General features: G+C 69.8%; 11 protein-coding genes. 2 read left to right on the top strand and 9 right to left on the bottom strand.

Annotated features, from left to right (window positions below):
- A complete protein-coding gene (locus WBG06_RS06890; RefSeq protein ID WP_336735850.1) occupies positions 1–1056 on the bottom strand; it encodes an adenosine deaminase in 1056 nt (351 codons plus the stop codon).
- Between the two features lie 98 nt (positions 1057–1154).
- Between WBG06_RS06890 and WBG06_RS06885 the strand changes: the two genes are divergently transcribed.
- Entirely contained in the window at positions 1155–1550 is a 396-nt protein-coding gene (locus tag WBG06_RS06885) for a VOC family protein (RefSeq protein WP_336735849.1), read from the top strand.
- 12 nt (positions 1551–1562) lie between these two features.
- On the opposite strand, the gene WBG06_RS06880 is transcribed toward WBG06_RS06885, so the two are convergent.
- On the bottom strand, positions 1563–2024 hold the full coding sequence (locus WBG06_RS06880) for a DUF5709 domain-containing protein (RefSeq protein ID WP_336735848.1): 462 nt from the start codon (positions 2022–2024) through the stop codon (positions 1563–1565).
- 130 nt (positions 2025–2154) lie between these two features.
- Here WBG06_RS06880 and WBG06_RS06875 point away from each other — a divergent pair, with 130 nt between their 5' ends.
- A complete protein-coding gene (locus WBG06_RS06875) occupies positions 2155–3705 on the top strand; it encodes a sulfatase-like hydrolase/transferase (protein ID WP_336735847.1) in 1551 nt (516 codons plus the stop codon).
- On the opposite strand, the gene WBG06_RS06870 is transcribed toward WBG06_RS06875, so the two are convergent.
- The 7 genes from WBG06_RS06870 to WBG06_RS06840 form a co-directional block, all read right to left on the bottom strand.
- Entirely contained in the window at positions 3706–4668 is a 963-nt protein-coding gene (locus WBG06_RS06870; protein ID WP_336735846.1) for a formylglycine-generating enzyme family protein, read from the bottom strand.
- Positions 4669–4677: 9 nt separating this feature from the next.
- Entirely contained in the window at positions 4678–5895 is a 1218-nt protein-coding gene (locus tag WBG06_RS06865; RefSeq protein ID WP_336735845.1) for a hypothetical protein, read from the bottom strand.
- Positions 5896–6368: 473 nt separating this feature from the next.
- Positions 6369–6965 carry a hypothetical protein gene (locus WBG06_RS06860; RefSeq protein WP_336735844.1) on the bottom strand — a complete coding sequence of 199 codons (597 nt, stop codon included), beginning with the start codon at positions 6963–6965 and terminating at the stop codon, positions 6369–6371.
- Entirely contained in the window at positions 6962–9487 is a 2526-nt protein-coding gene (locus tag WBG06_RS06855) for a bifunctional FO biosynthesis protein CofGH (protein ID WP_336735843.1), read from the bottom strand. Before WBG06_RS06855 ends, WBG06_RS06860 begins: the two co-directional genes overlap by 4 nt.
- Before the next feature lie 37 nt (positions 9488–9524).
- Positions 9525–11795, bottom strand: a complete 2271-nt coding sequence (locus WBG06_RS06850; RefSeq protein ID WP_336735842.1) for a serine/threonine protein kinase — start codon at positions 11793–11795, stop codon at positions 9525–9527.
- Positions 11796–11932: 137 nt separating this feature from the next.
- Complete coding sequence (locus WBG06_RS06845) at positions 11933–13375, bottom strand: hypothetical protein (protein WP_336735841.1); 1443 nt, start codon at positions 13373–13375, stop codon at positions 11933–11935.
- 477 nt (positions 13376–13852) lie between these two features.
- Positions 13853–14893, bottom strand: coding sequence for an LLM class F420-dependent oxidoreductase (locus tag WBG06_RS06840; RefSeq protein ID WP_336735840.1), 1041 nt, complete (start codon positions 14891–14893; stop codon positions 13853–13855).
- Positions 14894–14912: the final 19 nt, after the last annotated feature.

Raw genomic sequence — 14912 nt, 5'->3', positions numbered from 1 at the left:
TTATTCGGCAGCGGAGGCGTACGCGCCGATCTCGCTGCGCAGTCGCGCCTTGACGTCGTCGGGGGCGTAGGAGACGTCGACCGCGGTCCGGGCGAGGTCGGCGATGCCGGCGACGTCGAGGCCGAGAAGGTCGGTCGCGATCTCGTACTCCTGGTTGAGCGTGGTGGCGAACATCGGCGGGTCGTCGGAGTTGATCGTGACCGGCACGCCCGCGTCGACGAACGTCTTCAGCGGGTGCTCCTCGAGCGACGCGACCGCACCGGTGGCGACGTTGGACGAGGGGCAGACCTCGAGCGGGATCCGGTGCTCTGCCAGGTGGGCGAGGAGCGCGGGATCCTGGGCGGCGGAGGTGCCGTGGCCGATCCGCTCGGCCTTCAGCACCCTCAGCGCGTCCCAGATCGTCTGCGGCCCGGTGGTCTCCCCGGCGTGCGGCAGCGAGCGGAGTCCGGCGGCGCGGGCGGCGTCGAAGTGACGCTCGAACTGCGGCCGGGGGACGCCGACCTCGGGCCCACCGAGCCCGAAGCCGATGAGCGCTTCGGGCCCGTGGTCGACGGCGTACGCCAACGTCGCGTCGGCCGCCGGGATCCCCGCCTCTCCCGGGATGTCGTAGATCCAGCGCAGCGTGATCCCGAAGTCGCGCTCGGCGCCCACCCGGGCGTCCTCGAGTGCCTCGGTGTAGGCCTCGATCGGCATGCCGGCGTGCCCCGTCCCGGCCGGCCGCTCGGCCAGGTCGGGACGTACGGAGGTGTAGGGGGTGCAGGTCAGCTCGGCATAGCGGACCTGCTGGGTCTGTGCCAGGTCCCGCGCGATCTCGTAGGTGAGATAGCGGATGTCCTCCGGCGTCCGCACCAGGTCGACCACCGAGAGGTAGACCTCGATGAAGTGCGCGAAGTCGCTGAACGTGAAGTACTCCTTGAGGAGCTCGACGTCCGCCGGCACCGCTCCCGGGTGCCGCGCGGCCAGCTCCGCGACGATCCGCGGCGACGCCGACCCGACGTGGTGGACGTGCAATTCTGCCTTCGGCAGCCCGGCGATGAAGCTCTTCAGGTCACTCACCCCCCGATCCTCACACGCAGGCCGCCGCTCCCGCGACTCGGTTTGTGGGCTGCCCCAGAGGTACGCCGTGCGGGTCAGAACGAGGCTAGGGTGATGGCATGCGGGCGATCCATCACTGGGACCTCTGGGTCGACGACTTCGAGACAGCCTCGGGTGAGTGGGGCTGGCTCTTCGGTGAGCTCGGCTGGGAAGCCGGCGAGGACGGTCACTTCTGGGAGGCGTCGGACGGGACGTACGTCTTCATGGAGCACTCCACGGACCAGCACGGCGCTCAGGACCGCCTCCGGCCCGGCGTCAACCACATCGCGTTCATGATCGACGACCGCGATCAGCTCGACCGGATCCGCGCGGCGTCGACGGAGCACGGCTGGCACGAGCTGTACGCCGACCGCTATCCCCACGCCGGCGGCGAGGAGCACACCGCGCTCTACCTGGAGAGCTCCGAAGGGTTCGAGGTCGAGATCGTGCTGGAGGTCGAGGACCTCACCGCGTAGGGCTCGGACCGCTCAGCGGTAGTCGTCGCCGTCCTCGTCGCTGTCGTCGATGATGTGCATGGCGGCTTCCTCCGCTGAGGCACCGGCTCCGTCGATGCCCGCGTCGACGCCGTAGACCTCGGACTCGGTGTCCTCGCCGCCGCCCTGGTCGGGATCGACCAGCCGGCCCGCTCGCTTGTTGCCGACCTCGCGGCCGTCGGGGTCGTCGCACTCCTCCGCGTCGTCGTACTCGACCGCGTAGGGGTCCGGCTCGGGGATCTCCTGGCGCTGTCGCTGGTCGATGCTCTCCCGGTGCTCCTCCTCCCACGGCGTGTTGCCGTAGTCGGTCGAATAACGGTCGGCGGTGACGATGCCGTGGTCGAGCTCGTCGCGCACCTCACCCTCGAGGACGTCTCCGGAGAGCGCGTCCTCACCGGTGATCTGGTCCTCGTCATCGACGCTGTAGTCCCCATAGATCTCGCGCGATTCGCTCACCTGAGTCTCCTCATCGGCCGGCATTGGGGTCATCGAGGTCCCCTTCGGTAACGTTAACCCGGTCCGGTATGGAGTGGAACCGGACGGAAACAGACGACGCGGGGATCGAACGAGGGAGCAGACTCAGATGGTGCCTCGCGCCCGGCTGGCAGTGGCGGCGGTTGCGGTGCTCGCGGGCTCGTCGATCGCGCTCGGTGTGATGCCCGACGTGGGCGGTCCGCTGGGCTCGTTGGGGTCGCTGGCCGGGAACGCCTTCGCGCGTGTCGGGAACGCGTCTGCCGACGGTGTGGTGCCGTCGACCCCCACTCCGACGCCCGACTGGGCGCCCTACTCGACCCGGCCCAACATCCTCATGATCACGGCGGACGACCTCGCCTACGAGGACCTCGACTACATGCCCCACGTCCGCAGCCTCCTGGCCGAGCAGGGCACCTCGATGACCGAGGCGATCGCGCCCACGCCGATCTGCGTGCCGGCCCGGGCGTCGCTGCTGACCGGTCAGTACTCCCACAACCACGAGACCGTGACCGTCAACGGCGAACGCGGCGGCTACGCGTCGATGGACCACACCGGGACCCTGCCCGAGGCGATGCAGAAGGCCGGCTACGACACCCTCTTCACCGGGAAGTACCTCAACGGCTACGGCATCGGCAAGACCGCCAAGGACGTCCCGCCCGGGTGGACCGACTGGCGCGCGACGACCGACATGTCGACCTACAACTTCGTGCAGCCGCGGATCAACCACAACGGCAAGCTCACGACGCACCACCGCTACACGACGTACGTCATGCGCGACCAGGCGAACCAGATGATCTCGGCGCCGGAGCGCGCCGAGAAGCCGTGGTACATGTGGGTCAACTACGTCGCGCCGCACCATGGCGGCCCGGGGGAGAAGGACGACCCGAAGGGCATCAGCACCACGCGGCCGTCCGACGAGGACAAGCACTCCTTCGACGGTCTGGAGCTGCCCGACACCCCGAACATGTTCCGTACGCCGACCGACGCGCCGCCGATCTCGCCTTCCCAGACGTTCGTCGACCCGCAGCGACGGGCTGAGCTGCGGATGGCTCACGAGCAGCGCGTCGAGGCGGTCCAGGCCGTCGACCGCGCGGTCGCCAGCCACCTGCTCGAGCTCCGGGAGACCGGGCAGCTGGACAACACGATCGTCATCTTCTCCTCGGACAACGGCTACACCACCGGCGGCCACAACATCAACGGCAAGCTGATGCACTACCGCGAGACGCAGCGGATCCCGCTGATCCTGCGCGGACCGCGGATCCCGGCCGGACGGAGCCTGTCCACGGGGGTCGGCAACCCCGACATCGCCACCACGATCATGGCGATCGCCGGCGCCGAGCCCGGACGTCCCCAGGACGGCGTCAACTTCATGCCCTGGCTCACCGCCCCCGCGCAGGACCGGGTGATCCCGCTCTCCGCCTGGCGGGTCAGCAACGGTCACAAGCAGATCTACTCCGGGATCCGCTTCGGTGACTGGACCTACGCCCGTTTCGCCGACGGCAGCGAAGAGCTCTACGACATGGCCGACGACCCCTATCAGGTCCGCTCGCTCGCGCTGCTCCCCGGCTACGCCGACGAGCTGGCCGAGCTGCGCTCGCTGAGCGAGAAGTACGCCGACTGTGCCGGCGACACCTGCCCGAAGGAGTTCTACCCGGCCGACTGATCAGCCGGCCTGCTGATCCGCTGCGTCGGCCGCGCAGCGGAACCCCAGGTTGCCCGCGGTCGAGTCGGGCGGGCTGCTGGAGCGCGCCGAGAGCCGGTAGCGGTGGCAGTAGGAGTCGTGGCACAGGTAGGAGCCGCCGCGCATCACCCTGGTCAGTCCCTCGGTCGGACCGCGCGGGTCGGTGGCGAGGCCGTCGACGAGATCGGCGTAGTAGGTCGGCGAGAACCAGTCGGCACACCACTCCCAGACGTTGCCGATCATCTGGAACAGCCCGAAACCGTTCGGTTCGTACGTCCGCACCGGCGCGGTCGTGACGAATCCGTCGTCGGCGGTGTTGGTGTCCGGGAAGTCGCCCTGCCAGACGTTGGCGTGGTGGGTGCCGTCCTGCTCCAGGTCGTCACCCCAGGGGAACCTGGAGCCGTCACGACCCCCACGCGCGGCGTACTCCCACTCCGCCTCGGTCGGCAGCCGTGTCCCGGCCCACGCGCAGTAGGCCAGCGCGTCGTCGTGGGAGACGTGCACGACAGGGTGGTTGCCTCGGCGGCCGACGTTGGAGCCGGGCCCCTCGGGTGCCCGCCAGGAGGCGCCGCGTACGCCGAGCCACCAGGGCGCCTCCGGGGAGCGGCCGAGGATGTCACGTGCGGAGCCCTCGAAGGCGAGGTGGAAGACGGCCGAGAAGCCTTCCCGCTCGGCGGTGGTGACATGACCCGTCGCCTTCACGAACCGGGCGAACTCCTCGTTGGTCACCGCGGTCGCGTCGAGTCGGAAGCCGGGCAGGTCGACCGGGTGCACCGGACCTTCGCCGTCGGCCTGGTAGCCCTCGCCGAAGGAATCTCCGGCGGCGTACGTCCCGGCCGGCAGGTCGACGAGCGTCCGGCGGCGCTTGCGGGGCAGGGCCGGCGGGCGCTGCGCCGGGTCGGGGCTGGGTCCGCGGGTCGCGCCGAAGGTGAGGTCTGAGGGCACGGCTCCAGCCTACGAGCCGGTATAAGTGGCCTTCAGACTGCCCGCGCTGGCCACGACCTTTCCCTTCTTCCCGGTGACCATGAGGCCGGGCGTGCGGGCCTTGCCGTTGGTGTCGGCCTTGATCCTGACGGTGCACGTCGGCTTCTTGCCGGCGCACCTGAAGTCACCCGAGGGCCGGTAGGTGACCGTCACCGTCTGGTTGTCGGCGAGGCCCTCGACGTACGCGGCCATATAGGTGCACTTCGGCTTGCCCTTCGGGCACGAGCGCTCGACCGTGTGCCACTCCATCCGGGCCGGGGCTGCCTTGCCGCAGAGCCTGGCCGGCTCGCCGGTGCGGACCGTGCCCCAGGCGTACGTCACCTCGGTCGTCGCCTCGACGCAGGCCTCCGCGCCGCCTTGGGCGACGGGCAGGGTGTAGGTGAGCTCGGGGGCCTTGCCGGCGGTGGGCTCGGCGCTGCCGTCGTCGATGGAGACGGTGCCGGCCGGGACCGCCGGGGCGGTGACCTTCAGGGTCACCTCGCGGTAGCCCGCCGTCGCGGCGCCGGTCGGTGCCTCCGGCGTACGCGCGTAGCAGCTGTCCAGGTCGGTGATCGCATCGACGTTCTTGGCGCTGATGTCGTCGTCGCCGAGTCGCAGATCGGTGGCCGCGAGGACACCGGCGATCGCGTGACGGCCGATCTTCCGCAGGCACTGGGGACTGTCGAGGGTCCAGGCGGCGGCGACCTGCCGACTCCAGCTGTTCGGTCCGCCACCGGCGCAGCCGAGCAGCTCCGCGTACCACTCTGCGCCCAGCGCCGAGGGCCATGCGCCGGTGTAGCTGTGGCCGCTGCCGGTCCGGGCGATCACGCCGGCCTTGGTGAGCCCGGTGCTGCCCTTGTCCCTGACGACGGCCTCCGCTGCGCAGCGGATCTGCTCCGGGTCGGCCCACGCCGGGGTGTCGCCGGCGAGGCTGAGGGTGCGTGCGACGGCCTTCTCCTCGCCGCGCAGCGGGCCGATCACGCCGCTGAAATACGCCCACGCCGACGTGCCGAGGAAGGCGATCGCCACGAGCACGCCGACGATCACGAGCCAGCGCAGCACCCGGCGTACGGGCCGCGTCCGGTCGCGTCGCCGCCGCGGCAACGGTGGCAGCCCGAGCCGTCGGCGTCGGGCCTCCTCGGCCGCCGCGTTGGCGATCTCGGTCGGTTTCGGTTGTTGTTGAGCGGTGCTTCCGGTGGGGTCGGACATCTCACTCCCTCGAGAACAGGTCAGCGAGGATCGTAGAGGGTGGTCGTTTTCGGATACCCCCTGCCACTCCCTCAGGAGCTCCACATCAGGCTGTGACTGAAAATATGGTCATGTGACCGACAGTTTGTTCATGTGGCCTTCAACGACGCCTGACCTGGAGCGATACAGCCCGGCCGCGGGTGACGCCATCCACGCATGCATCAGTGCCAAGGACGCGATCATCGCGTCGTTGTCGGGTGCGGCCGGTAAAGCCAAGGATCACGCCCGCGCGCCAAGGAGCTCTCCGAGGCGCTCGGAGCTCGCGCCGAAGGGAAGCCGGCGGAGAAGGCCCTACGTGAGCTCGTCTCCGCCAAGGGCGATGTCGAGTACGGGGTCGAACTCATCACCGGGGTGAAAGCCGAAATCTGGTGCGTCGAGCACGCATGCTCGTCGACCTTGCGATCTCGATCGTTCGGCTCGGACGCTGACCGGTTCTATCGCAGGATGTCGTGTCGAAGGCGTAGGCCGAACTCGACCAACTGCTGGAAGTGCGCCTTCATCCCTTCGTCGACCGGATTCACCGGGATCTCGTCGAGGTGTTCCAGCGCAGCGTCGAGAAACATCACTGAGTCCGCCTCATACTCATCCGCTCGAAGGCGATGTGACCTGAGCGGCTCAACTGCCGCGTCGCCGGCGAGCAGGACAGCTGCCGTGCACAGCGGAGCGGCCGTCAGGTCGCCGTCGCATCGGGCAAGTGAGAACAGGAGGTCGTCGGTGATCTCATCGGGGGTGCAGGCAAGGCTGAGCCAGGCGCCCATCACGACTGGTCGCCAGTGCAGATGATCTGGACCAACGCCGGTGACATGGGCCAGCAGGGCGGCCCGATCCGGCGACTCAGCCGCAGCCTCGTGCCACGCATCGACCGTCAGCGAGCCGCCCCGCAGCAACGCCCTCACTTCCGTGTGCGTCGCCTTCCGTCCGACGCGGACCAGCTTTCGGTACCGCCTCGTGTCCAGGAAGGTCACGTTCGAATCCATCATCTTCAGGTAGAACGGCGCGACGAGCCGCCGCTCCACCTGCCGCAGGTTCACCGCGTCCCGTACAGCGTGGTCCGTTCGGCGACCGGGCGGCCGATGCCGGCGCCGATCTCCTCGAGCTCGGCGACGGTCTTGGCCGACCCGTGCTCGGAGCCGGCCATCCGGGAGATGGTCTCCTCCATCAGGGTGCCGCCGAGGTCGTTGGCGCCGGCCTGGAGCATCGCCCTGGTGCCGTCGACGCCGAGCTTGACCCAGCTCGTCTGGATGTTGTCGATGCGGCCGTGGAGCATGATCCGGGCGAGCGCGTGGACGGCGAGGTTGTCGCGCAGCGTCGGACCCGGGCGGGCCGCGCCGGCGAGGTAGATCGGGGCGCTGGTGTGGACGAACGGGAGCGGCACGAACTCGGAGAATCCGGCGTTTCCGTGCTCGCGGGCCTGGTCCTGGATGCCGGCGAGGACGCGGAGGTGGCCGACCCAGTGCCGCGGGTTGTCGACGTGGCCGTACATCATCGTCGACGTCGTCGGGATGCCCACGCGGTGAGCGGTGGAGACGATCTCGATCCAGGTCTTGGCGGGCAGCTTGCCCTTGGTCAGCACCCAACGGACCTCGTCGTCGAGGATCTCCGCGGCCGTGCCCGGGAGCGAGCCCAGCCCGGCCTCGCGGACCTTGATCAGGAAGTCCTCGATCGACAGCCCGGTGCGGGCGGTGCCGTTGACGATCTCCATCGGGCTGAACGCGTGCACGTGCATCTCCGGTACGCGCTGCTTCACGGCCTGGACGAGGTCGAAGTAGGCCGTGCTCGGAAGCTCCGGGTCGATGCCGCCCTGCATGCAGACCTCGGTGGCGCCGAGGTTCCACGCCTCCTCGGCACGGTCGGCGACCTGGTCCAGGTCGAGGGAGTACGCATCCGCGTCGGTCCGTCGCTGGGCAAAGGCGCAGAACCGGCAGCCGACGTAGCAGACGTTGGTGAAGTTGATGTTGCGGTTGACGACGTACGTCACGGTGTCGCCGTTGACCTCCTTGCGCAGGTCGTCGGCGAGCCTGGTGACCTGGCGCAACAGGTCGCCCTCGGCGGTCATCAGGGTCAGCGCGTGCTCGTCGGAGAGGTTGCCGGGGTCCTTCTCGGCGGCGGCGAGAGCGGCGTTCCCCTCCGCGTGGAGGATCGCCGGAGCGCCGGTCGAGCTGGCCGCCTCCCGGACGGCGTCCCAGTCGCCGTAGACCGTCTCGAAGTCGTCACGGCGGTCGTTGGTGCGCCCGGTGGTGTCGACAGAGGCGTGCAGGTCGACCCGCCCGGCCGACTGGAACCCGCCGTCCGGCTCCTGCCACGGGCGACCCTCGGGCCGGACACCGTCACGGGCCAGACCGTCCTCGTCGGCGAGCGCCTCGACGTGGGAGAGGACGCGGGGGTCGATCCAGGACTGGCCGTCGCGCAGGGTGCCGGCGACGTATTCCGGGTGGACGGTGAGCCGCGGCCGCAGGGTGAAGCCGGCCTCGGCGGTGACCCGGCGCAGCGCGTCCAGAGACGGCCAGGGGCGCTCGGGGTTGACGTGGTCGGGGGTCAGCGGCGAGACCCCGCCCCAGTCGTCGATCCCGGCACCGAGCAGCGCCCGGCACTCATCGAGATCGACCAGGTTGGGCGGGGCCTGGACCCGCGCCTTGGGCCCGAGGACGATGCGGGTGACCGCGATCGCGGCCAGGTATTCGTCGAGTCCGAGGTCGTCGACATGACGCATCGCGGTCGACGGCTTGGCCCGGAAGTTCTGGACGATGATCTCCTGCAGCCCGGCGTACGCCTTGTGCACCTTCCGCAGGGCGAAGATCGTCTCCGCGCGCTCGGTGAGCGTCTCGCCGATGCCGACCAGCAGCCCGGAGGTGAACGGGATCGAGAGCCGTCCGGCATCCTCGAGGACGCGGAGCCGCACCGCCGGGTCCTTGTCAGGGGAGCCGTAGTGGGCCTCGCCCTTGGTCTCGAACAGCCTGCGGCTCGTGGTCTCGAGCATCATCCCCATCGACGGGGAGACCGGCTTGAGCCGGTTCATCTCCTCCCACGACATCACGCCGGGGTTGAGGTGGGGGAGCAGCCCGGTCTCCTCGAGCACTCGGACCGCCATCGCCCGTACGTAGTCGAGGGTCGAGTCGTAGCCGCGACTCTCCAGCCACTCCCGAGCCTCCGGCCACCGGTCCTCGGGCCGGTCGCCGAGGGTGAACAGCGCCTCCAGACAGCCCAGCTTCGCGCCCTCGGAGGCGATCTCGAGGATCTCGTCGGGGCTCAGGTAGGGCTCGCGCCCCTCACGCTCGGCCTGCCCCGGCGTCTCCACGAACGTGCAGTAGTGGCATCGGTCCCGGCACAGCTTGGTGACCGGGATGAAGACCTTGGGGGAGTACGTCACCGTCTCCGGTCGTCCCGCCGCGACCAGGCCGGCGTCGCGTACCTTCGCCGCGGCCGCGGTCAGCCGGTCGAGGTCGTCGCCACCGGCCGCGAGGAGAGCCGAAGCCTCCGCCACGTCCAGGGCTGCGCCGCGTTCGACCCGGGCCAGCGCCCGGCGGATCTGCTGGGGTGTCGGCTGTTCACTCATCACTGGGCAGCCTAATGGGCGCCGCCCAGTTGTCGAACTAGTTGTCGATCTGAGCGCTCGCGCCGGGTGCCTTCGCGACGAACTTGTCGTTCCAGACCTTCGGACCGGACCAGTCGACGACCGCACCCTTGCCCTCGCCGTCGGGCATGCCCGGCCAGTCGCACTTCGCGCCCTTGCCCTCGGAGCACTTGCCGCCGTTGCGGGTGAGCTTCACGTTGAACTCCTTGCCCGGCTGGAAGCCCTCGAACGTGAGCCGCCAGGTGTTGCACTCGACCTTCTGCTTCGTATAGATCGGGTCGGTGCACTTGTCCAGCTTGACCCACGAGAGCTTCTTCGGCTCGGCGTTGCCGCAGACATCGGCGTCGGTCGCCTTCTCGGTGCCCCAGGCGAAGTTGACGGTGGTCTTGACCGCGATGCAGCCTTCGACGCCACCCTCGGTGACGGGGAGCTCGTAGGTGGAGCCCTTGAGCTCCTCGTAGCTGGTGCTGCCCTCCTTGGCGATCCCGATCTCCGACTGTCCGCCGGGAGCGGTGGGCTCCTGCACGTCGAAGTCGACCTGCATGTAGGCAGGCTTGGGAGTGACCTTGGCGCCGAGCGCGTCGGCCTTCACGTAGCACGCGTCGAGGGCCTCGACGGCCTTCTCCTTGGCGGGGCCGGCGGCGCCGGGGTCCCCGTCCTTGAGGAGGTCGTCGACCGCGATCAGGCCGGCCATGGAGGTCTTGTCGACCTCCTTCTCCATGCAGCGGGTGTCCCCGACCTTCCAGTTGTCCCCGATCTCGGTCGACCAGGACTCGGTGCAGTCGAGCAGGCCGCGGGCGAAGTTCATCGCGTCGTCGGCGGGCCACTCGCCGGTGTAGGTCCAGTCGTCGCCCGCGTCCACGACACCGTGGGAGCGCAGCTCCGCGGCGGGAACCTTCTCGACCAGGCTCTCGGCCGCGCAGGTCATCTGGTCCTCGGTGGCCCACCCGGGCTTGGGTACGCCGCTGGCGATCGCCTCTGCGGCCTTGGCGTCGTCGCCGTGGAGGCCGAAGATGCCGAAGCCCTGGGTGAAGATGCCGGCTCCGATGAGAAGGACTGCGGCGACTCCGCCGCCGATGAGAGCGTAGCGCTTCTTCTTGTCGCCGCCGTCGCCCTGGCCGGCGCTGGAGTGGTGGGACGGCAGCCACTCGGGCTGGCCGGCACCGGTCCCGCCGCCGGCACCTGTCGCCCCCGCGGCGGCAGCGGCATGGGGGAGGCCCTTGCCGCTGTGCACGACCGTGGAGTCGGTCTCGTTGGCGAGCGGAGCGGGGGTCGGGGTGCCGTCTCCCGGACGCTTGACGACCGTCGGCTGGGCCTCGGCCTCGGGTGCGTCGGCGCCGGCACCGGAGGTGCCGTCCGCGGTGGTGTCCCAGGTGACCCCGGGTCGCGAGCCCAGATCGGCGGCAGCGGCTCCGGCAGCGCCGCCGACGACGCCACCACCGAGCCCGCTCTCCTCGAGCCGGTCGGCGGCCTTGTCGAGCGCCTTGGCGAGCTCGGCGGCGGTGCGGAAGCGGTTCTCCGGCTTCTTGGCCAGCGCCCGCTGGATGATCGGGTTGAGCAGGTCGGCGCCAGGAGTCGAGGCGGGCAGCCGCGGCACCGGGCTGTTGATGTGGGCACTCATCAGCTCGAAGTCGGAGCCGGTGTAGGGGGCCTTGCCCGTCAGACAGGCCCACAGCAGACAGCCGGCGGCGTAGATGTCGCCCGACGCGGTCGCCTGCTCGCCCATGTGACGCTCGGGCGACATGTAGGGCAGCGAGCCCACGACGGACCCGGCCCGGGTCACGTTGGAGTCGCCCTCGGTCGCGATGCCGAAGTCGGTCAGGTAGGGGACGAGCTCACCCTCCTGGCGCTCCCACAGGAGCACGTTGGACGGCTTCACGTCGCGGTGGACGACGCCGGCGCGGTGGGCGTCGAAGAGTGCGTCGCTGACGTCGCCGACCAGGCGGAGCGCCTGGACGGTCTCGAGCGGACCCTTGGTCTTCAGCCAGCCGTGCAGGTCACCGTCGGGGACGTATTCGGTGACGAGGTAGACGGTGCCCTCGACCTCGCCGTACTCGATGATCTGCACGATGTTGCGAGAGCGCAGCTTGGCCAGGATGTTGGCTTCCCGCTCGAAGCGGGTGATGAAGTCCTTGTCGACGGTGAGCGAGGGCAGCACCAGCTTCAGCGCCACCTTGCGTCGCAGCGCCGGGTCCTTCGCCTGGTAGACGACACCCATGCCACCTTGACCCAGGACCCGCTCGATCACGTAGCGACCGAACTGCTCGCCTTCCTGGGGGAACGCCACCATCTTGAGAACCTCGCCCTGATTTTTTTAACTGATTCCGACCTCTGTCGAAACCCTAGCGTCCCGTCAACGATCGTCGTGCGGCAACGCCACGGGCGAGACCGATTGTTAAGACGCCAGGGTTCATTTCGACATGTGGGTCAGTTCGGAAGGACGGCGGTGAGCCCGTCGACCTCGGCGGTGAACCGGTCCTTCCAGCCCTTGGGGGCGGTCCAGTTGGTCCAGGTGCCGCTCGGCTTGGTGACGAAGGCCCTGTCCGAGCACGATCCCGAGGCCGACCGGCAGTTGCCGCCGTTGAGCTTCAGCTTGATCGTGACGGTGGAGAGGAGCTCGTAGCCCTCGTAGTGGAGCGTCCAGGAGCTGCACGGGGCGTACCTGGGCTGGGCGCAGGACTTGTCCTTCGTCCACCACAGTCGCCGGTCCTTCGCCTTGCCGCAGGCTTCGGTCTCGCTGGTCTTGGTGGTGCCCCACGGATAGTTGATCGCCGCCTCGATGGTGGCGCAACCCTCCTGGCCGCCTTCGCGGACGGGGATGTTGACCTTCCCGTCGGTCACCGGGGTCCACTCCGAGGAGTCGGCGGACTTCGCCCGCAGGACGACGTCGCTGCCCTCGACGGCAGGGGCCTCGACGGCGAAGTCGACGCCGAGCACCGCAGGAGTCGCGGTCGCGGTCGGTGCGCTGAGCTCGTCGCTCACGTAGCACTCGTCCAGCGCCGAGACCGCCTTGTCGGCCTGCTTCGTGACGCCGGCATCCTCGACCTCCATGATCTGGGTGGTGATCAGGCCGGCCATCGCCTTCTGGTCGATGTCGCCGAGACAGTCGGTGTCGGCCAGCGCCCACTCCTTGCCGATCGCGGCGCTCCAGTCACCCGAGCAGGAGAGCAGGCCTTCGGAGTACGCCGTCGCCTGAGGCCCTCGCCAGGTGCCGGTGAAGGTCACGCTCTCGCCGCTGACCTTGATCAGCCCGGCCTCGCGCAGGGCATCGCTGCGCTCGTCCTTGACCAGCTGATCCGCGGCACACTTCGCGTCGCTGTCCGAGGCCCAGGCCGGTGTGGGCGCGTCGGCGGCGATCGCGGTCACCGCCTTCTTGTCCTCCGCACTCAGCGGGCCGAAGCCGAGACGCCCGGTGAAGAACGCCCACGCCCCGGTCCCGAGCAGCGCGACGAGCACCAACGCACCGGCCGCGCCCAGCCCGATCAGCAGCCCCTTCCGGCTCTTCTTCGGCTGGTGGTGCGGCGGCAGCCCATAGCCCGAGCCGTAGGCGCCCGGCGGCTGCCCAGGAGGCGGGCCGTAGCCGCTGGGCGGCGCCGCAGGCATCGCCATCGTGGGCGGTGGCGGCGGGGGCGGTGCCGACGGCTGCTGGGCCGTCGGTGGTGCGGCCGGCGGCGGCGTGGCCGGCGGCGGAGACGACGGAGGAGGCGGAGGGAACGACGGCGGGGGCGGCGGAGGAGGCGGCGGAGTAGCGCTGGTGCCGGGGATCCGGGTCGCGTCCGGGTCGACCGGGTTCGCCGGTGCGGGCGTCGCCGGAGGCGGCGTGGGCCGCGGCGTACCGGGTCTCGTCTTGTCCTGGTCGTCTGGCCCCATGTCGCACGCCCCGCATGTCAGTGAAGTGGAGCGACCGGGCCGAGCGACCCGAGTCGTTGGGCACATCGTAAAGTCACTTCGCCGAATTCGCAGCCGAGCGGTCAGTACCGGCGCGGATCTCGGGGTCGCGGGCCTGGCATCGGCGGCGGCTGATGAGACGAGTGGCGGAACTGCTCGCGCATCGGCGCAGGTCACACCGGACTCGGACCAGCGGTGTTTGCTGGTGAATGAACGTTCGTTCGCGGGTGTGCTCGTGAATGAACGTTCATTCGAGGATCTACCCCTGAACGAATGTTCGTTCGCCCCGGGCGAGCCCGCTCGGCCACCAGATCACGCTGGTGATGACCCCGCCGGTCGCCGAGAGTGCGACGAGGGAGGCGCGCCGGGTGTCGCCGTGCCCACTGGTCTTTCCGGCAACGGCTCCTCGCGGACGCCGTGCATCAGGAGGATGTTGCGAGTTCACAGCCGACCGGAGGATCAGGCCAGCCACTCCTTGACCTGGGCGATCGACGCGAGTGCGTCGGTGCCGAAGGCGGGCGTGACCTGGAGGCTGGTGACGCCGGCCTCCTTGAAGGCGGCGATCCGCTCCTTCACGAACGACTCCGGTCCGACCAGGTTGCCGGCCTCGAGCCAGGCTTCGGGGACCTCGGCCTCGGCATCGCGCTTGTGCCCGTCGAGGTAGAGGTCCTGGATCTTCTTGGCCGCGTCGCCGAAGCCGTACTTGACGGCCATGTCGTTGTAGAAGTTCTTGCCGCGCGCGCCCATGCCTCCGACGTACAGCGCGATCAGGCCGCGCATCGAGTCACGATGGCGCGTGATCTCCTCCGGGTCCTCCGTGATCGCGAGGAGCCCGCCGGCGGAGATCTCCAGCGGCTTCAGGTCGGCGGAGCGCTTGGCCAGACCCTTGTCGATGGCCTCGCCCCACACGTCGCGGGCCTTGTCCGGGAGGAACTGGAACGGCAGCCAGCCGTCGGCGACCTCGGCGGTCATGGCGACGTTCTTGTCGCCGAGCGCGGCGACCCACAGCGGGGTGTCGGCACGCTCGGGCTTGTTGAGCAGCTTGAGCGGCTTGCCGAGCCCGGTGCCCTGGTCGGCAGGCAGCGGCAGCTTGTAGAGGCCGTCGCTCTGCAGCCGCTCACCACGCAGCCCGGCGCGCAGCAGCGCGATGATCTCGCGGGTGCGCGTCAACGGCTTGTCGTACGCCACCCCGTGGAAGCCCTCGATGACCTGGGGCCCGCTCGCGCCGAGGCCGAGGATCGCGCGGCCGCCGGAGACGTTGTCGAGGCCGGCCGCGGTCTGGAGCAGCGCTCCGGGCGTACGGCTGTAGATGTTGAGGATGCCCGCGCCGAGCTCGACGGTCTCGGTCTTGGCGGCCAGGTAGCCGAGCAGAGAGACCGCGTCGAAGCCGTAGGGCTCTGCGACCCAGAGCTGGTCGAGCCCGGCCTTCTCCAGGCCGACGACCTGGTCTGCGGTCTCGCGCGGGTTGCCGAAGTAGGTCAGGGGCATCGCAAGCTTCATGCCGAGGAGGCTACCGTGA

This window comes from Nocardioides sp. CCNWLW239 (genome assembly GCF_037137035.1).
Taxonomy (GTDB): Bacteria; Actinomycetota; Actinomycetes; order Propionibacteriales; family Nocardioidaceae; genus Nocardioides.
Note: the sequence above shows the minus strand (reverse complement) of the source record. Positions and strands in the feature narration are given on the sequence as shown.